Annotated in this window: 20 protein-coding genes and 1 pseudogene; 9 read left to right on the top strand and 12 right to left on the bottom strand. The window is 62.0% G+C overall.

Annotated features, from left to right (window positions below):
* Positions 1 to 126: 126 nt before the first annotated feature.
* The 5 genes from GUY40_RS19105 to def are packed head-to-tail and all read right to left on the bottom strand — an operon-like array spanning position 127 to position 4,664.
* Positions 127 to 450 (bottom strand): tetratricopeptide repeat protein, encoded by a 324-nt coding sequence (locus GUY40_RS19105; protein ID WP_166570463.1) that lies wholly within the window; start codon positions 448 to 450, stop codon positions 127 to 129.
* An 18-nt stretch (positions 451 to 468) separates the two neighbouring features.
* Complete coding sequence (trkA, locus tag GUY40_RS19100; protein WP_166570462.1) at positions 469 to 1,842, bottom strand: Trk system potassium transporter TrkA; 1,374 nt, start codon at positions 1,840 to 1,842, stop codon at positions 469 to 471.
* Positions 1,843 to 1,845: 3 nt separating this feature from the next.
* Entirely contained in the window at positions 1,846 to 3,171 is a 1,326-nt protein-coding gene (gene rsmB / locus GUY40_RS19095; RefSeq protein ID WP_166570461.1) for a 16S rRNA (cytosine(967)-C(5))-methyltransferase RsmB, read from the bottom strand.
* On the bottom strand, positions 3,168 to 4,100 hold the full coding sequence (fmt, locus tag GUY40_RS19090; RefSeq protein WP_166570460.1) for a methionyl-tRNA formyltransferase: 933 nt from the start codon (positions 4,098 to 4,100) through the stop codon (positions 3,168 to 3,170). Before fmt ends, rsmB begins: the two co-directional genes overlap by 4 nt.
* A 57-nt stretch (positions 4,101 to 4,157) precedes the next feature.
* Positions 4,158 to 4,664, bottom strand: a complete 507-nt coding sequence (gene def / locus GUY40_RS19085) for a peptide deformylase (RefSeq protein ID WP_166570459.1) — start codon at positions 4,662 to 4,664, stop codon at positions 4,158 to 4,160.
* A gap of 148 nt (positions 4,665 to 4,812) precedes the next feature.
* Between def and GUY40_RS19080 the strand changes: the two genes are divergently transcribed.
* The 3 genes from GUY40_RS19080 (at position 4,813) to GUY40_RS19070 (ending at position 7,634) form a co-directional block, all read left to right on the top strand.
* Entirely contained in the window at positions 4,813 to 5,838 is a 1,026-nt protein-coding gene (locus GUY40_RS19080; protein WP_166570458.1) for a LysM peptidoglycan-binding domain-containing protein, read from the top strand.
* Between the two features lie 91 nt (positions 5,839 to 5,929).
* Complete coding sequence (dprA, locus tag GUY40_RS19075) at positions 5,930 to 7,039, top strand: DNA-processing protein DprA (RefSeq protein ID WP_166570457.1); 1,110 nt, start codon at positions 5,930 to 5,932, stop codon at positions 7,037 to 7,039.
* A 37-nt stretch (positions 7,040 to 7,076) separates the two neighbouring features.
* Positions 7,077 to 7,634: an L-threonylcarbamoyladenylate synthase gene (locus GUY40_RS19070; protein ID WP_166570456.1), complete on the top strand. Its 558-nt coding sequence runs from the start codon at positions 7,077 to 7,079 to the stop codon at positions 7,632 to 7,634.
* A gap of 124 nt (positions 7,635 to 7,758) precedes the next feature.
* Here the strand turns inward: GUY40_RS19070 and GUY40_RS19065 are convergent, their stop codons facing one another.
* Positions 7,759 to 8,739 (bottom strand): NADPH:quinone reductase, encoded by a 981-nt coding sequence (locus GUY40_RS19065; protein ID WP_166570455.1) that lies wholly within the window; start codon positions 8,737 to 8,739, stop codon positions 7,759 to 7,761.
* Positions 8,740 to 8,892: 153 nt separating this feature from the next.
* Between GUY40_RS19065 and hemF the strand changes: the two are divergent.
* Positions 8,893 to 9,795: pseudogene (hemF, locus tag GUY40_RS28405) on the top strand (oxygen-dependent coproporphyrinogen oxidase); the annotation flags it as partial.
* 9 nt (positions 9,796 to 9,804) lie between these two features.
* Positions 9,805 to 10,623, top strand: a complete 819-nt coding sequence (aroE, locus tag GUY40_RS28400; protein ID WP_166570466.1) for a shikimate dehydrogenase — start codon at positions 9,805 to 9,807, stop codon at positions 10,621 to 10,623.
* Between the two features lie 6 nt (positions 10,624 to 10,629).
* On the opposite strand, the gene GUY40_RS19050 is transcribed toward aroE, so the two are convergent.
* On the bottom strand, positions 10,630 to 12,198 hold the full coding sequence (locus tag GUY40_RS19050) for a SulP family inorganic anion transporter (protein WP_166570465.1): 1,569 nt from the start codon (positions 12,196 to 12,198) through the stop codon (positions 10,630 to 10,632).
* A gap of 123 nt (positions 12,199 to 12,321) precedes the next feature.
* On the bottom strand, positions 12,322 to 12,939 hold the full coding sequence (locus GUY40_RS19045) for an NAD(P)-dependent oxidoreductase (protein WP_166570454.1): 618 nt from the start codon (positions 12,937 to 12,939) through the stop codon (positions 12,322 to 12,324).
* Positions 12,940 to 13,010: 71 nt separating this feature from the next.
* On the opposite strand from GUY40_RS19045, the gene GUY40_RS19040 reads away from it, so the two are divergent.
* Complete coding sequence (locus GUY40_RS19040) at positions 13,011 to 13,352, top strand: DOPA 4,5-dioxygenase family protein (protein WP_166570464.1); 342 nt, start codon at positions 13,011 to 13,013, stop codon at positions 13,350 to 13,352.
* A gap of 103 nt (positions 13,353 to 13,455) precedes the next feature.
* On the opposite strand, the gene trpA is transcribed toward GUY40_RS19040, so the two are convergent.
* On the bottom strand, positions 13,456 to 14,262 hold the full coding sequence (gene trpA, locus GUY40_RS19035; RefSeq protein WP_166570453.1) for a tryptophan synthase subunit alpha: 807 nt from the start codon (positions 14,260 to 14,262) through the stop codon (positions 13,456 to 13,458).
* Complete coding sequence (gene trpB / locus GUY40_RS19030; RefSeq protein ID WP_166570452.1) at positions 14,259 to 15,485, bottom strand: tryptophan synthase subunit beta; 1,227 nt, start codon at positions 15,483 to 15,485, stop codon at positions 14,259 to 14,261. The genes trpA and trpB overlap by 4 nt, the downstream gene beginning before the upstream one ends.
* Positions 15,486 to 15,596: 111 nt before the next feature.
* Between trpB and GUY40_RS19025 the strand changes: the two genes are divergently transcribed.
* Positions 15,597 to 16,493, top strand: a complete 897-nt coding sequence (locus tag GUY40_RS19025; protein ID WP_166570451.1) for a LysR family transcriptional regulator — start codon at positions 15,597 to 15,599, stop codon at positions 16,491 to 16,493.
* Here GUY40_RS19025 and GUY40_RS19020 read toward each other — a convergent pair.
* Positions 16,490 to 16,819: a YqjD family protein gene (locus GUY40_RS19020; protein ID WP_166570450.1), complete on the bottom strand. Its 330-nt coding sequence runs from the start codon at positions 16,817 to 16,819 to the stop codon at positions 16,490 to 16,492. The two genes, GUY40_RS19025 and GUY40_RS19020, sit on opposite strands and share 4 nt — an antisense overlap.
* Positions 16,820 to 16,976: 157 nt before the next feature.
* On the opposite strand from GUY40_RS19020, the gene GUY40_RS19015 reads away from it, so the two are divergent.
* Positions 16,977 to 17,192 carry a dodecin gene (locus tag GUY40_RS19015; protein ID WP_166570449.1) on the top strand — a complete coding sequence of 72 codons (216 nt, stop codon included), beginning with the start codon at positions 16,977 to 16,979 and terminating at the stop codon, positions 17,190 to 17,192.
* 43 nt (positions 17,193 to 17,235) lie between these two features.
* The gene (locus GUY40_RS19010; protein WP_166570448.1) at positions 17,236 to 17,460 is read left to right on the top strand and encodes a DUF1161 domain-containing protein; all 225 of its coding nucleotides are present in this window, start codon (positions 17,236 to 17,238) and stop codon (positions 17,458 to 17,460) included.
* Between the two features lie 76 nt (positions 17,461 to 17,536).
* Here the strand turns inward: GUY40_RS19010 and GUY40_RS19005 are convergent, their stop codons facing one another.
* The gene (locus GUY40_RS19005) at positions 17,537 to 18,538 is read right to left on the bottom strand and encodes an LLM class flavin-dependent oxidoreductase (protein ID WP_166570447.1); all 1,002 of its coding nucleotides are present in this window, start codon (positions 18,536 to 18,538) and stop codon (positions 17,537 to 17,539) included.
* Positions 18,539 to 18,567 lie beyond the last annotated feature (29 nt).

Here is an 18,567-nt window from a genome sequence, read left to right as displayed (position 1 = left end):
GCCGGACCGCCGCGAACAAGGACAGCGCGGTGTGTCTGATACACCGCAGCGCCTTTATTCGCGGCGGTCCGGCGCTCCGGTAAATCCGCTCCCACAATCGATTACGGCAGGTAGATTTGGGGTTGGTCAGGTTGTTCCAGGCTTGACCTTGTCGAGCTTCTTCAGAAACACCGTCATTTCCTTTTCCGCCTGCTTGTCGCCATGCCCCCGCGAGGCCTCCAGCCCCTGCTCCCAGGCCTGACGCGCTGCCGCATGATCGCCCAGCGCCAGATGGGCCTTGCCCAGCAGTTTCCAGGCCGCCGAATACTTGGGGTCAAAGGCGACGCATCGCTCCAGATGCTCGACTGCCTTGGCATTATCGCCGAGGTCCATGTAGCCCTTGCCCAGGCCAAAGCGCAACAGGGCGTTATCCACACCCTTGGCCAGCATCTTCTCCAGTGATTCGAGCATGCAGCCTCCGGTTTCGGGTCAGAAAAAACTCAAGCCGACGTGGAAGAGTTTTTCCACATCGCGAATGTATTTTTTATCCACAACGAAGAGGATCACATGATCACCCGCCTCGATCACGGTGTCATCGTGGGCAATCAGCACTTCTTCATCGCGGATGATCGCGCCGATGGTGGTGCCCGGCGGCAGGTCGATGTTTTCGATGGCCTTGCCAATCACCTTGCTCGACTTCGAGTCGCCGTGGGCAATGGCTTCGATGGCTTCGGCCGCACCCCGACGCAGGGAGTGCACACTGACGATGTCGCCACGGCGAACGTGCGCGAGCAAGGTGCCGATGGTCGCCAGTTGCGGGCTGATCGCGATGTCGATTTCACCGCCCTGCACCAGGTCGACATAGGCCGGGTTGTTGATAATGGTCATCACTTTTCGCGCGCCGAGGCGCTTGGCCAGCAGCGACGACATGATGTTGGCCTCGTCATCGTTGGTCAGGGCCAGGAAAATATCGGCCTCGGCGATGTTCTCTTCCAGCATCAAGTCGCGGTCCGAGGCGCTCCCTTGCAGGACCACGGTGCTGTCGAGGGTGTCGGAAAGATGGCGGCAACGGGCCGGATTCATCTCGATGATCTTGACCTGGTAGCGGCTTTCAATGGCCTCGGCAAGCCGCTCGCCGATCTGCCCGCCACCGGCGATGACCACCCGTTTGTTGGTTTCGTCCAGCCGGCGCAGCTCACCCATGACCGCGCGGATGTTGGCCTTGGCGGCGATGAAGAAGACTTCGTCATCGGCTTCGATGACGGTGTCGCCTTGCGGCAGGATGGGCCGGTCACGACGGAAAATGGCTGCAACGCGGGTATCCACGTTGGGCATGTGCTGGCGAATCTGACGCAGTTGCTGGCCGACCAGCGGTCCTCCGTAGTAAGCCTTGACCGCCACCAGCTGGGCCTTGCCCTCGGCGAAGTCGATCACTTGCAGGGCGCCGGGGTGTTCGATCAGGCGCTTGATGTAGTTGGTCACCACCTGTTCCGGGCTGATCAGTACGTCGACTGGAATGGCTTCGTTGTCGAACAGGCCGGCGCGAGTCAGGTAAGCCGACTCGCGCACCCGGGCGATCTTGGTCGGGGTGTGAAACAGGGTGTAGGCCACCTGGCAGGCGACCATGTTGGTTTCGTCACTGCTGGTGACGGCCACCAGCATGTCCGCATCGTCGGCGCCAGCCTGGCGCAGCACGGTAGGAAATGAGCCACGGCCTTGTACGGTGCGGATATCCAGGCGGTCGCCGAGGTCACGCAGGCGATCGCCGTCAGTGTCGACCACGGTGATGTCGTTGGCTTCGCTGGCCAGGTGTTCCGCCAGCGTGCCACCGACCTGTCCTGCGCCGAGGATGATGATTTTCATCCACTACTCCCTTTGTGATTGTCCGCGCGTGGCGGCTATTTTGATCAGCTTGGCGTAATAGAACCCGTCGTGTCCGCCTTCTTGCGCAAGTAACTGGCGACCATGCGGCTGCTTGAGGCCGGCCTGGGTCGCCAGGTCCAGTTCTCGGGCGCCCGGAGTGCGAGCCAGGAAAGCGTCGATGACTTCGGTATTCTCGGTGGGCAGAGTCGAGCAGGTGGCGTAAAGCAGGATGCCGCCGACCTCCAGGGTGGGCCACAGCGCGTCGAGCAGCTCGCCTTGCAGTGCCGCCAGGGCGGCGATGTCGTCAGCTTTGCGGGCCAGCTTGATGTCCGGATGACGGCGGATTACACCGGTTGCCGAGCAGGGCGCGTCCAACAGGATCCGTTGGAAACCCTTGCCGTCCCACCAGGCCGCGGTGTCGCGGGCGTCGGCGGCGATCAGTTGGGCATCGAGTTTCAGGCGTTCGAGGTTTTCACGCACTCGTACCAGGCGCTTGGCTTCCAGGTCGATGGCGACGACTTCGGCCAGCGCCGGTTCGACTTCCAACATATGACACGTCTTGCCACCGGGGGCGCAGCAGGCGTCGAGCACCCGTTGGCCGGGGGCGAGATCGAGCAGGTCAGCGGCCAATTGCGCGGCTTCGTCCTGGACACTGATCCAGCCTTCAGCAAAGCCAGGCAGCTGGCGCACATCGCAGGCCTCGGCCAGCAGAATGCCGTCGCGGCTGTAGGTGCATGGGCTTGCCGTGATACCGGCCTGTTCGAGCAAGGCCAGGTAGCCATCACGTTCATGATGGCGACGGTTGACCCGCAGAATCATCGGCGGATGGGCATTGTTGGCCGCACAGATCGCTTCCCACTGCTCAGGCCAGAAGGCCTTGAGGGACTTCTGCAGCCAGCGTGGGTGGGCCGTGCGCACGACCGGGTCGCGCTCAAGTTCGGCGAAGATCTCGGCACTTTCGCGCTGGGCGCGTCGCAGCACGGCGTTGAGCAGGGCCTTGGCCCAAGGCTTTTTCAGCTTGTCGGCGCAGCCAACGGTTTCGCCGATGGCGGCATGGGCCGGCACACGGGTGTAGAGCAACTGATACAGGCCGACCAGCAGCAGGGCTTCAACATCCGCGTCGGCGCTCTTGAAGGGCTTTTGCAACAAGCGCTCGGCCAGGGCCGACAAGCGCGGTTGCCAGCGCGCGGTACCGAAAGCGAGGTCCTGGGTCAGGCCGCGATCGCGGTCTTCGACCTTGTCCAGTTGCATGGGCAATGAGCTGTTCAGCGAGGCCTTGCCGGTCAGTACGGCGGCCAGCGCCCGGGCGGCGGCGAGACGCGGGTTCATTGGCCCAGCACCGTACCGACGGCGAACTGCTCGCGGCGGCTGTTGAACAGGTCGCTGAAGCCCAGCGGTTTGCCGCCCGGCAGTTGCAAGCGAGTCAGGCGCAGCGCTTGCTGGCCGCAGGCGACGGTCAGGCCGTCCTTGCTGGCGTCGAGAATCTGGCCCGGCGTGCCCTGCCCTTCGGCCAGCGTCGCCTGCAGCACTTTCAGGGCTTCGCCGTTGAGCGTGCTGTGGCAAATCGGCCACGGGAAAAATGCGCGCACAAGGTGCTCCAGCTCCACGGCCGGGCGCGACCAGTCGATCCGCGCCTCGTCCTTGTTCAATTTATGCGCGTAGGTGGCCAGCGCATCGTCCTGCACTTCACCTTCCAGTGTGCCTGCGGCAAGGCCGGCAATGGCCTCGATCACCGCTGGCGGGCCCAGCTTGGCGAGGCGGTCGTGCAGGCTGCCGCCGGTATCGCTGGCGCTGATCGGGGTGCTGACCTTGAGTAGCATCGGGCCGGTATCCAGGCCCGCTTCCATGCGCATTACGGTCACGCCGCTTTCGGCATCGCCCGCTTCCACCGCACGCTGGATCGGCGCCGCACCGCGCCAGCGCGGCAACAACGAGGCGTGGCTGTTGATGCAACCCAGGCGCGGGATATCCAGCACCACCTGCGGCAGGATCAGGCCATAGGCAACCACGACCATCAGGTCAGGGGCCAACGCGGCCAGTTCGGCCTGGGCCTCTGCATTACGCAAGGTCGGTGGCTGGAAGACCGGGATACCCTTTTCCACAGCCAATTGCTTGACCGGGCTAGGCATCAGTTTCTGCCCGCGACCGGCAGGACGATCAGGCTGGGTGTAGACCGCGACAACCTCGTAGGGGCTGTCGAGCAGGGCTTTGAGGTGTTCGGCGGCAAACTCGGGGGTGCCCGCGAAGACGATGCGCATGGAGTTCTCGCTTGAAAAGAAAAAGGCTTGCCAGAGCAAGCCTTCGGGAAGAGGGAATCAAGCTTGCTGGCGGTGCAGTTTTTCCAGCTTTTTCTTGATCCGATCGCGTTTGAGCGAAGACAGGTAATCGACGAACAGTTTGCCGTTGAGGTGATCGCACTCATGCTGAATGCACACGGCCAGCAGGCCTTCGGCAATCATTTCGAACGGTTGGCCATCGCGGTCCAGCGCGTTGATTTTGACCTTCTGGGGACGGTCTACATTTTCATAGAAACCGGGGACCGACAGGCAGCCCTCCTGGTATTGGTCTATCTGATCGGTCAGCGGTACGAATTCCGGGTTGATGAACACCAGCGGTTCGCTGCGGTCTTCACTCAGGTCCATGACCACGACGCGCTTGTGCACGTTGACCTGAGTGGCAGCCAGCCCGATGCCGGGCGCTTCGTACATGGTTTCAAACATGTCATCGATCAGCTGGCGAATGCTGTCGTCCACCTGTGCCACGGGTTTGGCGATGGTACGCAGACGCGAGTCCGGGAATTCGAGGATGTTCAAGATAGCCATATGCGTATTTGCTGCACTGTGAGGTAAAGTCAAAGGAGTTGCCGCCGGCGATGCCCAACGCGGCAAACCTGCAAAACGCTCTCCCAGGGAATCAGCCAACAGGCTTTGGGCGTTTCACGTGAACGCACATGATAAAGGGATTCACGGCATGAGGAAATCACTACTCGCCTTGCTGCTCTTGGCTTCGGCCGGTATTGCCCAGGCTCAGGTCGAGCTGCGCGACGGTTATCCACAGCGCTATACGGTGGTCCAGGGCGACACACTTTGGGACATTTCAGGCAAGTTTCTGCGCGCGCCGTGGCAATGGCCGCAGGTCTGGCACGCCAACCCGCAGATCAGCGACCCCAACCTTATTTACCCCGGCGACACCCTGTCGCTGGTCTACGTCGACGGCCAACCGCGCATCGTCCTGGATCGCGGCACGTCGCGCGGCACTATCAAGCTGTCGCCGCGGGTTCGCAGCACGCCAATGGCTGAGGCAATCCCGAGTATTTCGTTGGAGTCGATCAACGCCTTTCTGATCTCCAACCGCATCGTCGACGACCCCGAACAGTTCCAGAAGGCGCCTTACATCGTTGCCGGTGATACCCAGCGGGTGCTCAGCGGCAGCGGCGACCGGATCTTTGCCCGTGGCAAATTCGAACCCATCCAGAGCAGCTACGGCATCTTTCGCCAGGGCAAGACCTACACCGATCCGGTCAGCAACGAGGTGCTGGGCATTAACGCCGATGACATTGGCGGTGTCGAGGTAGTCGCCGAAGAAGGTGATGTCGCCACCTTGAATCTGCTGCATTCAACCCAGGAAGTACGCCTGGGTGATCGCCTGTTCAGCAGCGAAGAACGGCCAATCACTTCTACCTTTATGCCCAGCAGCCCGTCCGAGCCGGTCGAGGGCGTGATCCTGGATGTGCCACGAGGTGTTACACAGGTCGGCAAGTACGATGTGGTGACATTGAACAAGGGCCAGCGCGACGGGCTCAGCGCCGGCAACGTGTTGGCGATCTACAAGAATGGCGAAACCGTGCGAGACCGCATCACCGGCGAAGACGTGAAAATCCCCGATGAACGGTCCGGTCTGCTCATGGTGTTCCGCACTTACGAAAAGCTCAGCTATGGTTTAGTACTCAACGCCAACCACTCCTTGACGGTGATGGACAAAGTGAGGAATCCCTGAGCACCACGGATAAGTTGTAAAAGTCTTATCAACAGAGTTATCCACAGCTTCTTCAATCCCTGTCGAGGGCCTATGGATCAAGGATGATCTTATGCCGCTCTTTGAATCACCCGCACTTTCACCGTCGGAACTGGAAGCACGACTGCGCCTGCATCGGCTGCCGGATGTCGGGCCGTGTCGTTTTCGCAACCTGATCAATGCGTTCGGCAGCGCATCAAAGGCGCTCAGTGCACCGGCTTCGGCCTGGAGGGCACTGGGCATTCCAGCGTCTGCAGCCGAGGCGCGCCGTAGCGTCGAAGTGCGTGATGGCGCCAGCGCTGCATTGGTCTGGCTAGAGGGTCGCGACCAGCATTTACTGATGTGGGACGACCCCGGCTACCCCGCCTTGCTGGCCGAGCTGGTCGATGCGCCACCCCTGCTTTTTGTCGCCGGTAACCCTGCCATTCTGGAAAAGCCGCAGCTGGCTATCGTCGGAAGTCGGCGAGCCTCACGCCCTGGGCTGGACACCGCTGCCGCGTTTTCGCGCAGCCTGGCGCAGGCCGGTTTTGTCGTTACCAGCGGTTTGGCGCTGGGGGTGGACGGCGTTGCACACCAGGCTGCGCTGGACGTCGGCGGGCAGACCGTGGGGGTGCTGGGCACCGGCTTGCAAAAACTTTATCCACAGCGCCATCGAGCGCTCGCTGCGGCGATGGCGGCGCAAGGCAGTGCGGTGGTTTCCGAGTTTCCGCTGGATGCCGGGCCGCAGCCGGCCAATTTTCCACGACGTAATCGGATCATCAGCGGGCTGTCGCTGGGTGTTTTGGTGGTTGAGGCGAGCCTGGCCAGTGGTTCGTTGATCACCGCGCGGCTGGCGGCGGAACAAGGCCGCGAGGTCTACGCGATTCCCGGGTCCATTTACCACCCGGGGGCCAAGGGCTGCCACCAGTTGATTCGGGATGGCGCATTGCTGGTCGAGACCATAGAGCAAATCCTTGAAACCTTGCGAGGCTGGCAAGCCTTGCCGCCCTCTTCTGCCGAGCCGGTTGCGAACAAGGTTGAGCATCCGTTGCTGGCGTTGCTGCTGGCCGCGCCTCAGAACAGCGAAGCGTTGGCCCAGGCCAGTGGCTGGCCGCTGCCCAAGGTGTTGGCGGCTCTGACCGAGCTGGAGCTGGACGGGCGCGTGGTCAATGAGGCTGGGCGTTGGTTTGGTCGTGTTAGCTGAGTAAACTGCAGGCCAGCCTTTATGCGGAGAACAAGCAATGGTAAGCAGTTGGCGTGTGCAACAAGCCGCGCGCGAGATTCGAGCGGGAGCGGTGATTGCCTACCCAACCGAGGCGGTCTGGGGCTTGGGGTGTGACCCGTGGAACGAAGAGGCAGTGGATCGGCTGCTGGCGATCAAGTCGCGTTCTGTGGATAAGGGCCTGATCCTGATCGCTGACAATATTCGCCAGTTCGACTTTCTGTTCGAAGACTTTCCACAAACCTGGATGGACCGCATGGCCAGCACCTGGCCCGGGCCGAACACCTGGCTGGTACCGCACCAGAACCTGCTGCCCGAGTGGGTCACCGGGGTGCACGATACCGTAGCCTTGCGGGTCAGCGACCATCCGGTGGTGCGTGAACTATGCGCCTTGGTCGGGCCGCTGATCTCGACATCCGCCAACCCTCAAGGCCGCCCGGCTGCTCGCACCCGGTTGCGGGTGGAGCAGTATTTCCGTGGTCAGCTTGATCTGGTGCTCGGTGGTGCATTGGGTGGGCGCAAGAATCCGAGTGTGATCAGGGATCTGGCTACTGGAGACGTCGTGCGCCCGGCTTGAGGTGTGAATAACCTGCCAGGTCGAGCGGTATTATGTAGGAGCGGACCTGGCCGCGATGGGCTGCGCAGCAGACCCCGGGGCCGCTGCGTGTCAGGTTCACTCCACGCAAAGCAACCTCCACCGATCAATCCAGCAACAACACCGTCGACCCCACCGTCCGCCGTGCCGACAATTCGGTCTGAGCCTTGGCCGCTTCGCTCAGCGGATAACGCTGGCAGATATCCACCGTCAGCTTGCCGCTGGCAATCATCTGGAACAGTTCATCGGCCATTGCCTGAGTGTTCTCGGCATTGTTGGCATAGCCGGCAAGGGTTGGACGGGTGACGTAAAGGGAACCTTTCTGCGACAGGATCCCCAGGTTGACGCCATCGACAGCGCCCGAGGCATTACCAAAACTCACCAGCAGGCCACGCGGTGCAACGCAATCGAGCGAGGTCAGCCAGGTGTCCTTGCCGACACCGTCATACACCACCGGGCATTTCTTTCCGTCAGTCAGTTCCAGTACACGGCTGGCCACGTCTTCATGGCTGTAATCAATGGTCGCCCAGGCGCCCAGTGCCTTGGCCCGCTCGGCTTTTTCGGCTGAGCTGACGGTACCGATCAGTTTGGCGCCCAACGCCTTGGCCCATTGGCAGGCCAACGAACCGACACCGCCAGCTGCCGCGTGGAACAGGATGAAGTCACCGGCCTGGACCTGGTAGGTCTGGCGTAGCAGATACTGCACGGTCAGGCCCTTGAGCATCACGGCAGCGGCCTGCTCGAAGCTGATCGCATCGGGCAGCTTGACCAGATTCGCCTCCGGCAGTACATGAACCTCACTGTACGCACCCAGTGGGCCGCTGCCATAGGCGACACGGTCACCGACCTTGAAGCGGGTCACTTCGCTGCCCACAGCCTCGACCACCCCGGCACCCTCGGTGCCGAGCCCGGACGGCAGTGCAGGTGGTGCATACAGGCCACTGCGGAAATAGGTGTCGATGAAATTCAGGCCAATGGCCTTGTTGCGCACACGAACCTGTTGCGGGCCAGGCTCGGCGGGTGTGAAGTCAACGTACTCGAGTACTTCTGGCCCACCATGGGCCTTGAACTGGATACGCTTGGCCATCTGCATGCTCCTGTGTACGTCCGTGAAAGTGCCTATCGGACGCTTTTGCATGACCGCCGTCAACTGCGGCATCCCCCGCGCCGGTGTTATGCTACGCGCCGACTTTATCGCCGGTCCCCGCCCCCCGGCCTTTGCCCGTTTCAAGGTGATCTGATGACTACCCGCACCGAGGCCGTGAAAGCCTACCTGCTTGACCTGCAAGACCGGATTTGCCACGCGCTGGAAATCGAAGACGGCGGTAGCCGCTTTATCGAGGACGCCTGGACCCGTCCCGCGGGCGGTGGCGGGCGCACCCGGGTGCTGGAAAATGGCCAGGTCATCGAAAAAGGCGGGGTCAACTTTTCCCACGTGTTCGGCAGCGGCCTGCCGCCGTCGGCCAGCGCCCACCGCCCCGAGCTGGCCGGGCGTGGCTTTGAAGCCCTGGGCGTGTCACTGGTGATTCACCCGCACAACCCGCACGTGCCGACGTCCCACGCCAACGTGCGATTCTTTATCGCTGAGAAGGAAGGCGAAGAGGCCGTCTGGTGGTTTGGCGGTGGTTTCGACCTCACTCCTTACTACGCCAATGAAGAGGATTGCCGGCACTGGCACCAGGTCGCGGCCAAGGCTTGCGAGCCGTTCGGCGCCGATGTCTACCCCCGCTACAAGGCCTGGTGCGACCGCTATTTCCATATCAAGCACCGCAACGAACCGCGTGGCATTGGCGGCCTGTTCTTCGACGACCTGAACGAATGGGACTTCGACACCTGCTTTGCCTTCATGCGCGCGATTGGCGATGCCTACCTCGAGGCGTACCTGCCAATCATCCAGCGCCGCAAGGCCATGGCCTATACCGAGCAGCAGCGTGAGTTCCAGGCCTTCCGCCGGGGTCGCTACGTGGAATTCAACCTGGTCTATGACCGTGGCACGCTGTTTGGCCTGCAATCGGGCGGGCGTACCGAATCGATCCTGATGTCGCTGCCACCACAAGTGCGTTGGGGTTATGACTGGAAAGCCGAGCCGGGCAGCGAGGAAGCGCGCCTGACCGACTACTTCCTGCAGGATCGGGATTGGCTGGGCGAGACAATGGACCGCTATGTCGTTTTCGGTAATCCGATTGGCCACAGCAAATCGCCGCTGATTCACCGCTTGTTTGCCGAACAAACTGGCCAGCAACTGGTGTATGAGACCCAGTTGGCGCCCCTCGACGACTTCGACGGCTGCGCCCGCGCGTTTTTCCAGCAGGGCCGTGGTGCCAACGTGACTGTTCCGTTCAAGGAAGACGCTTTTCGCCTGTGTGATGAACTGACGCCTCGCGCTCAACGCGCCGGCGCGGTGAACACGTTGAGCAAGCAGGCCGATGGCCGTTTGCTGGGGGACAACACCGATGGCGCCGGCCTGGTCCGGGACTTGACTGTGAACGCAGGCGTCAGCCTGAGCGGTAAACGCATTCTGCTGTTGGGGGCCGGTGGCGCCGTACGCGGTGTGCTGGAGCCGATACTCAAGGAAAACCCCGCCTCGCTGGTGATCGCCAACCGTACGGTAGAAAAGGCCGAGGCGCTGGCGCACCTGTTCGCTGATCTGGGGCCGGTGTCGGCCAGCGGCTTCGGTTGGCTGCAAGAATCGGTGGATGTGATCATCAATGCCACTTCGGCAAGTCTTGCCGGTGAGCTGCCGCCGATTGCCAGCAGCCTGATCCAGCCCGGCCATACCGTGTGTTACGACATGATGTATGGCAAGGAGCCGACGCCGTTCTGTCGCTGGGCCAGCGAGCAGGGTGCTGCCTTGGTCATTGATGGCCTGGGCATGCTCACCGAGCAGGCTGCCGAAGCCTTCGCGCTGTGGCGCGGTGTGCGCCCGGACACCGCGCCAGTGTTGGCCGAGTTGCGCCGCCAGCTGGCCTGAGCGGCGTCAATCTTCGAACAGGATGGGGCAGCGCTGCGCCCCTTCCAGTTTGCACAGCTCTTCAATCACCTGCGGCCGTGCCCGGCGCAAGGTCAGGCTGCGGTCCTGGCGGCGCAGTCGACGGGCTTCCTGATGCAGCATCTCGACGCCTGAGTAGTCGATAAAGTTGATCTGCCGGGCATCGATCACCACCCGCTGGCCCGAGGTGCGTTGCAGGCGCACTTGCAGGTAATGGTTGGCGCCAAAGAAGATCGAACCGCCCACCCGCAGAATCTCCTCATCGCCTTCGATCCACTGATGCACCCGTGGCTGCGAAGTGCGCTTGAGGTAGAAAAACAGCGACGCGAGCACGCCGGCATAAATCGCCGTTTGCAGCTCAAGCAGCAAGGTCGCGACGCAAGTCAGGGCCATCACCAGAAACTCCGAACGGCTCACCCGCAGCAACGCCCGAATCGCCCGGTGATCCACCAGCCCCCAGCAAATCAGCAGAATGCCGCCGGCCATGGCCGGAATGGGAATGTGCGCGATCAGCGATGCCCCGAAGACGGCAACCAGGGCTACCCACAACGCCGAAAATACTCCGGCCAGTGGCGAGCCGGCGCCGGCTTCATAACTGAGCGCCGAGCGGGTGAACGAGCCGGATGACAGATACCCCGAGAACAGAGCGCCGACCATATTCGACAGGCCCTGGCCGCGGACTTCCTGGTTGGCATCGATCAACTGCTGTGAACGTGCCGACAACGAGCGGGCAATCGACAAGCTGGTGACCAACCCGAGCATGCCCACGGCCACCGCTGAGGGCAGCAGTCGCAGAATCAGTTCCAGATCCAGCGGCAGCGGGCTGAACGGCGGCAAGCGGCCGACAAAGGCGCTTACCCGTTCCACCTGCGCAAACGCCGAAGGCCAGAGCCATACCAGCAGGCTGCTGAGCGCAAGTGTGATCAACAGCGTCGGCCAACGCGGCACCACGGCCTTGAGCACCAGGCCTGTGCACAACGTACCCAAGCCCAACAACACAGACGGCTTGTCCACTTCACCGGCATGCTCGACCAGCGCCAGCAGGGTTTTCAACGCCGTGGCCTGGTTGGGCAAATCCAGCCCGAACAGGCTCGGCAGTTGACCCAAGGCAATAACGATGGCCGCGCCCAAGGTAAACCCAAGCACCACCGAGTGCGAGACAAAGTTCACCAGCGCGCCGAAACGCAGCATACCCATCAACCACTGGAACACCCCGGCCATAAAGGTCAGCAGCAGGATCAGAGTGATGTAGTCACTGCTGGCCGGCACCGCCAGCGGGCTGATACTGGCATACAGCACAATCGAAATGGCCGCCGTCGGGCCGCAGATCAAATGCCAGGAAGAGCCCCACAGGCAAGCAATGATCACCGGCACAATGGCCGCGTACAGGCCATATTCCGGTGGCAGCCCGGCAATCAAGGCATAGGCTATGGATTGCGGCAATGCCAGGATCGCCCCGCTCAGGCCCACCATTGCATCGCGCCCCACACTGGCGCGATTTTGCCGGGACAGCCAGCTCAAGAAGGGCAACAGGGTTTGGCGTGCGGGCCGGCGCATGGTGATCTCGGTCATCAGAAACGGGCGTCCATTATGCGGATACGGGCGCAGGAGTGAAGCGACACTCCCTCAGAGTTTGGCCTGAATGGCGCCCAACGCAGTTGCGCGGGTCATGCGCGAGGTTCAGGAAACGAAATTGATATGCTCGCCCAGGTGCAGGTTCAGCGAGAGTTCGTCAGCGATCCCGGCGGCAACGCCAGCCAAGGTCCGCACCGACTCCTTGACGCCCGGTTCCAGGCTGTCGCTGATGGGGTGGAAGTGCTCAATGGTCAGGCCGGCGACGCTGTGTGGCGCATTGACTAGCGTCCAGTGCAAGGGGCTGCGTTGCAGCAAGTCGACGATCTGTTCGGCCTTGCGCAGTTGTTCGGCCTGGTCAGGGCCGGCCGAATCGAGCACGGCGAAATCGCCGATCAGGATCAGGCGGCGTATATTGGCCCTCTGCAGGCCGCCGACCAGCGCCTGGGTGATCTGCAACTGTGCCTGGGGATCATTGGGCGCCACGGCGCCTAAAAGACATAGCACGGCTGAACAGCCGGCGACGCTCTGCAACACTTGTTCGGCATCGCCAAGGCCGCCGGTCTTGGTGCGCAGGCCCGGCCTTGGGGCCAAGGCATTGAGGTCGTCGAGAATAACGATGACTTCGTGCTGGCGCCGCAGGAACTCGGCCATCAATGCGCCGCCCAGGCTGCTCATGGCGCCGTAGATCAGCAGTTTCATGACCGGAGTTTCGGCATTCTTCATGGCGGGGCTCCTTGTAATCAGACAGGCCTTGGATTTGACCCATGGTCGGCTACAAGGGTTCGGGGGTAAACGTGCAAAGGATCAAGGGCTACCATGCCCACGTCTATTTCGACGCAAACACCATCGATCAGGCTCGGGCACTGTGCAAGGAAGCTTCGCGGTTGTTCGACGTACAGATGGGGCGAGTGCATCAAAAACCGGTGGGGCCACACCCGGACTGGAGCTGCCAGCTGGCCTTTGCGCCCGAGCTGGTGGGACTGGTGTTGCCGTGGCTGGCGCTGTACCGCAACGGGCTGGTGATTTTCATGCACCCGCTGACGGGCGATGAGCTGGCGGACCACCGCGATCATGCGATCTGGATGGGGGCGGTGCGGCCGTTGGATCTTTCGGTGTTCGGTGGCAATCCCGTGTAGGAGCAAGGCTTGCCTGCGATGGGGCGCGCAGCGGCCCTGAGGTCTGCTGCGCGCCCCATCGCAGGCAAGCCTTGCTCCTACACATTGTAAAGCGGCATAAAAATCAGCGAGCGTTGCGTACGCCTTGGGCCAGTGCCGTGCAGAGCTCAAGCACATCACCGACGGCCTGATCGGCATCGGCGGCATTGGCAATCTTGTCGACCAGCGCCGAGCCCACCACCACTCCGTCTGCCAGCCGCGCAATCGCCGCAGCCTGCTCAGGCGTACGAATACCAAAACCAACGCTGATCGGCAGATCGGTATGACGGCGCAGGCGCTCGATGGCACTGCTGACGTGCTCGGTGGTGGCGGAGCCTGCACCGGTTACGCCCGCCACGGATACGTAATAAACGAACCCGGAGCTGCGCTCCAGTACGCGCGGCAGGCGCACGTCGTCGGTGGTCGGGGTGGTCAGGCGGATAAAGTCGATACCGGCGGCCTGGGCGGGTGTTGCCAGTTCGCTGTCGTGCTCGGGCGGCAGGTCGACGATGATCAGGCCATCGACACCGGCTTCCTTGGCCTGGGCCACAAAGGCCTCGACCCCAAAGCGGTGGATCGGGTTGTAGTAACCCATCAACACGATCGGCGTGGTGGCGTTATCCACACGGAATTCGCGAACCATCTGCAGGGTTTTGGCCAGGGTTTGCCCGGCCCCCAGTGCCCGAAGCGTGGCCAACTGAATGGCTACGCCGTCGGCCATTGGATCAGTGAACGGCATGCCCAGCTCGATGACGTCGGCACCTGCGGCCGGCAAGCCTTTGAGGATAGCCAGAGAGGCGTCGTAGCCAGGGTCGCCAGCGGTGACGAAGGTGACCAGTGCCGCGCGGCCTTCGGCTTTCAGCTCGGCAAAACGTTGTTCAAGACGGCTCATGCCAGCTTCTCCTGTTGTTCGGCGGCGGCCATATGGCTCATTACGGTTTGCATGTCTTTGTCACCACGGCCGGACAGGCACACCACCATCAGGTGGTCCTTGGGCAGGGTTGGCGCGCGCTTGATGGCTTCGGCCAGGGCGTGGGAGGTTTCCAGCGCCGGGATGATGCCTTCCAGGCGGCAAGTGGTGTGGAATGCGGCCAGGGCCTCGTCATCGGTGATGCTGACGTATTCGACGCGTTTCACATCATGCAGGTAGGCGTGTTCCGGGCCGATGCCGGGGTAGTCCAGGCCAGCCGAGATCGAGTGGGCGTCGGTGATCTGGCCGTCTTCGTCCTGCAGCAGGTAGGTGCGGTTGCCGTGCAACACGCCGGGTACACCGCCGTTCAGGCTGGCCGCATGCTTGTCGGTGTCGACACCGTGGCCACCGGCTTCAACGCCGATGATCTGCACGCTGGCGTCGTCGAGGAACGGGTGGAACAGGCCCATGGCATTGGAACCCCCGCCCACGCAGGCAATCAGGCTGTCGGGCAGGCGCCCTTCTTTTTCCTGCAGCTGCTCGCGGGTTTCCTTGCCGATGATCGACTGGAAGTCACGGACCATGGCCGGGTACGGGTGCGGGCCAGCCACGGTGCCGATCAGATAGAAGGTGTCGTCGACGTTGGTCACCCAGTCGCGCAGCGCTTCGTTCATGGCGTCTTTCAAGGTGCCGGTACCGGCGGTGACCGGCACGATCTCGGCGCCCAGCAGCTTCATGCGGAACACGTTCGCCTGCTGGCGATCAATGTCGGTAGCACCCATGTAGATCACGCAAGGCAGGCCGAAGCGGGCGGCCACGGTGGCAGTCGCCACACCGTGCATACCGGCGCCGGTCTCGGCGATCAGGCGTTTTTTGCCCATGCGCTTGGCCAGCAACACCTGGCCGATGCAGTTGTTCACCTTGTGCGCGCCGGTGTGGTTCAGTTCTTCGCGCTTGAAGAAGATCTTCGCGCCGCCGCAGTGTTCGGTGAGGCGCTCGGCGAAGTACAGTGGATTCGGGCGGCCGATGTAGTCACGCTGGAAGTAGGCCAGCTGCTCAAGGAATTCCGGGTCGGCTTTGGCGGCTTCGTATTCGCGGGCCAGGTCAAGCACCAGCGGCATCAGGGTTTCGGCCACGTAGCGGCCGCCGAATGCGCCAAACAGGCCGTTGGCATCGGGGCCGCTGCGGAAGTTGGTCTGGGTCATGGGACGCTCCAGGCAAAGGAATGGGCTGACAATGGGTCTACTTTAACCACGACATCGGTTGCTGAAAACCGATAAGATCGCCACAACCTGTCAGGAAAACTCACAGATTAAATGAGCCGCGACCTGCCCCCCCTCAATGCTTTGCGTGCGTTCGAAGCGACGGCCCGGCTGAACAGCGTCAGTCAGGCAGCGGAGCAGCTACATGTGACCCACGGTGCCGTCAGCCGGCAGTTGAAGGCGCTGGAAGAACACCTGGGCGTGGCCTTGTTCGTCAAGGAAGGTCGTGGCCTTAAACTCACAGATGCAGGCATACGCCTGCGCGATGTCAGTAGCGAGGCCTTCGAGCGCCTGCGCGATGTCTGCGCAGAGCTCAGCCAGGGCAGCGTCGACGCGCCTTTCGTGCTGGGTTGCTCTGGCAGCTTGCTGGCGCGTTGGTTTATTCCCCGCCTGGGGCGCTTGAAAGCTGACCTGCCGGACCTGCGCCTGCACTTATCGGCCGGTGAAGGCGATCTGGACCCCCGCAGGCCAGGGCTGGATGCCTTGCTGGTATTTGCCGAGCCACCATGGCCTGCGGACATGCAAGTGCATGTGCTGGCCCGGGAGCGGATCGGACCCGTGCTTAGCCCGCATTTCGCCCGCTTCGCAGCCCTGCAACAGGCGCCCGTCCAAGCGTTGCTGACCGAAGGCCTGCTGCATACCACCTCCCGGCCGCAAGCCTGGCCCACGTGGGCCAGGCAGAACGGCATCGCCCCCGTAGCCTTGAGCTACGGTCAGGATTTCGAGCATTTGTATTATTTGCTGGAGGCGGCGGTGGCCGGGCTGGGCGTCGCCATCGCACCGCAACCGCTGGTGGCGGACGATGTCCGGGCCGGTCGCCTCGCGGCGCCCTGGGGCTTTTGCGAAACCGAAGCGGTGTTGGCACTGTGGGTGCCCAAGCGCGCCGCCGATGGGCGCGCCGAGCAGCTGGCGCAGTGGCTCAAGGCTGAGCTGCTGCGCCAGGCGGATTAACTATTGGAGCGGTTGAACAGCAGATAAGCGGCCAGCAAGCCGATTGCGCCGACGGCGACACCGGCTGTGGTCCACGGGTGCTGCTGGGCATAATCACGGGTGGCAATGCCGGTCTCACGGGTTTTCACTTTCACATCTTCGTACACATCGTTGAGCAGGTGACGAGAATGCCTAAGCGCGTTTTCGGCGTTGGTCTTCAGCGATTTCAGGGTTTTCAGCGACTCTCCAGAAGCGTCTTCCTTCAGGCTTTCCAGCGATTTGAGCAGACTTTCGATCTCCGCTTCCATGCTTTGCAACGAGGCTTTACGTAATGACGTGTTGGCCATGGTGGCTCTCCTGCAGGGGTGAGTGACTGTGTAGGTTCCGACTACGGGGGTTGGCGAAAGTGCAGTCGATCTGAACTTTTCCCCTGCATTTGCCCACACTCGGATAAACGGCAGGATCGCTGCTAGGCTCAATAGCCACTACCCCAAGGAGACCACCATGACTGACCATCACACGTACAAGAAGGTAGAACTTGTCGGCTCGTCCCCTACCAGCATTGAAGAAGCCATCAACAACGCGTTGGCAGAGGCCGAGAAAAGCATCAAACACCTGGAGTGGTTCGAAGTCGTGGACACCCGCGGGCATATTCGCAACGGCAAGGCCGCGCATTTCCAGGTGACGTTGAAGGTGGGCTTTCGCATAGCCAACAGTTGACGCGAAGCCCGTTCGTTATTGACCAGACCAGGGAAAATGACCGATGAGGCAGATTTTATTGGCAGCAGGTTTGTTGATGTTCGCAGGTTCGGTGTTCGCAGCAGGCAAATCGTGCGAGGAACTCAAGAGCGAAATCGCGGCGAAACTGGACGCCAAGGGCGTGAGCGGTTATTCGCTGGAGATCGTTGACAAGGGAAGTGCTGCGGACGGGAAGGTTGTCGGGACTTGTGAGGGAGGCAGTAAAGAAATTGTTTACAAACGCGGCTGACTTGACACCGCGGTGCCTGGATCGCGAGCAAGCTCTGCAGCAGGAGCAGAGCTTGCTCGCGATGAGGCCAGCAAATTCACCCCAAAACAGTCTTCGCCAACAACTCATACGACCGCAACCGATCAGCATGCTCATACAGATCACAGGTAAAGATCAGCTCATCCGCCTGGGTCTGCTCAATCAACACCTCAAGCTTCGCCCGAATCCTGGCCGGCCCGCCGACCATCGCCAGCCCCAGGAAGCTGCCCACCGCTTCTTTCTCGAGGGGTAACCACAAGCCTTCCATGCTCTTGACGGGCGGGCGTTGCATCAGGCTCTGCCCGCGCATCAGCGCCAGAATCCGCTGGTACACCGAAGTTGCCAGGTAGTCGGCCTGCTCGTCGGTATCGGCCGCCACCAATGGCACACCCAACATCACATACGGCTTGTCGAGCACCGCTGACGCCTGGAAGTGGTTGCGGTAAACGCGAATCGCCTCATGCAGGTAGCGCGGTGCGAAATGCGAGGCAAAGGCATAGGGCAAACCCAGCTGACCGGCCAATTGCGCGCTGAACAGGCTTGAGCCCAACAACCAGATCGGCACGTTGGTGCCATGCCCGGGTACTGCGATCACTTTTTGATCAGCTGTGCGCGGACCGAGGTACTTCATCAGCTCGATCACGTCTTCGGGGAAGTCGTCGGCACTGCCGGAGCGCTCACGGCGCAGGGCGCGGGCGGTCATTTGGTCCGAGCCCGGTGCGCGGCCCAGGCCCAGTTCTATCCGGCCTGGATACAGGCTAGCGAGGGTACCGAACTGCTCGGCTATCACCAGTGGCGCATGGTTGGGCAGCATCACCCCGCCGGACCCCAGCTTGATGCTGGACGTGCCGCCAGCCAGGTAGCCCAGCAGCACTGAGGTGGCCGAGCTGGCAATGCCATCCATATTGTGGTGTTCGGCCACCCAGAAGCGGTTGTAGCCGAATTTTTCGACGTGTTGGGCCAGGTCCAGCGAATTGCGCAAGGCCTGGGCGGGGCCTTTGTCTTCGCGTACCGGCACCAGGTCGAGTGTGGATATCTTGATATCAGCGAGTGTTTTCATCAGCCGTGTGTATCTCCTGGGCAGTCTTT

Origin of the sequence: Pseudomonas sp. R5(2019) (assembly GCF_009905435.1) — a bacterium.
Lineage (GTDB): Bacteria > Pseudomonadota > Gammaproteobacteria > Pseudomonadales > Pseudomonadaceae > Aquipseudomonas.
This window is presented reverse-complemented; position numbering and strand designations above follow the sequence as displayed.

Excerpts from the sequence above, each read along its gene's own strand:
- def (WP_166570459.1), bottom strand. The coding sequence starts at position 4,664 with ATGGCTATCTTGAACATCCTCGAATTCCCGGACTCGCGTCTGCGTACC.
- GUY40_RS19050 (WP_166570465.1), bottom strand. The coding sequence starts at position 12,198 with ATGCGCCGGCCCGCACGCCAAACCCTGTTGCCCTTCTTGAGCTGGCTG.
- trkA (WP_166570462.1), bottom strand. The coding sequence starts at position 1,842 with ATGAAAATCATCATCCTCGGCGCAGGACAGGTCGGTGGCACGCTGGCG.
- GUY40_RS19020 (WP_166570450.1), bottom strand. The coding sequence starts at position 16,819 with ATGGCCAACACGTCATTACGTAAAGCCTCGTTGCAAAGCATGGAAGCG.
- GUY40_RS19010 (WP_166570448.1), top strand. The coding sequence starts at position 17,236 with ATGAGGCAGATTTTATTGGCAGCAGGTTTGTTGATGTTCGCAGGTTCG.
- GUY40_RS19065 (WP_166570455.1), bottom strand. The coding sequence starts at position 8,739 with ATGGCCAAGCGTATCCAGTTCAAGGCCCATGGTGGGCCAGAAGTACTC.
- GUY40_RS19045 (WP_166570454.1), bottom strand. The coding sequence starts at position 12,939 with ATGAAGAATGCCGAAACTCCGGTCATGAAACTGCTGATCTACGGCGCC.
- GUY40_RS19105 (WP_166570463.1), bottom strand. The coding sequence starts at position 450 with ATGCTCGAATCACTGGAGAAGATGCTGGCCAAGGGTGTGGATAACGCC.
- rsmB (WP_166570461.1), bottom strand. The coding sequence starts at position 3,171 with ATGAACCCGCGTCTCGCCGCCGCCCGGGCGCTGGCCGCCGTACTGACC.
- GUY40_RS19070 (WP_166570456.1), top strand. The coding sequence starts at position 7,077 with ATGGTAAGCAGTTGGCGTGTGCAACAAGCCGCGCGCGAGATTCGAGCG.
- trpA (WP_166570453.1), bottom strand. The coding sequence starts at position 14,262 with ATGAGCCGTCTTGAACAACGTTTTGCCGAGCTGAAAGCCGAAGGCCGC.
- aroE (WP_166570466.1), top strand. The coding sequence starts at position 9,805 with ATGGACCGCTATGTCGTTTTCGGTAATCCGATTGGCCACAGCAAATCG.
- trpB (WP_166570452.1), bottom strand. The coding sequence starts at position 15,485 with ATGACCCAGACCAACTTCCGCAGCGGCCCCGATGCCAACGGCCTGTTT.
- GUY40_RS19015 (WP_166570449.1), top strand. The coding sequence starts at position 16,977 with ATGACTGACCATCACACGTACAAGAAGGTAGAACTTGTCGGCTCGTCC.
- dprA (WP_166570457.1), top strand. The coding sequence starts at position 5,930 with ATGCCGCTCTTTGAATCACCCGCACTTTCACCGTCGGAACTGGAAGCA.
- GUY40_RS19025 (WP_166570451.1), top strand. The coding sequence starts at position 15,597 with ATGAGCCGCGACCTGCCCCCCCTCAATGCTTTGCGTGCGTTCGAAGCG.
- GUY40_RS19080 (WP_166570458.1), top strand. The coding sequence starts at position 4,813 with ATGAGGAAATCACTACTCGCCTTGCTGCTCTTGGCTTCGGCCGGTATT.
- fmt (WP_166570460.1), bottom strand. The coding sequence starts at position 4,100 with ATGCGCATCGTCTTCGCGGGCACCCCCGAGTTTGCCGCCGAACACCTC.
- GUY40_RS19005 (WP_166570447.1), bottom strand. The coding sequence starts at position 18,538 with ATGAAAACACTCGCTGATATCAAGATATCCACACTCGACCTGGTGCCG.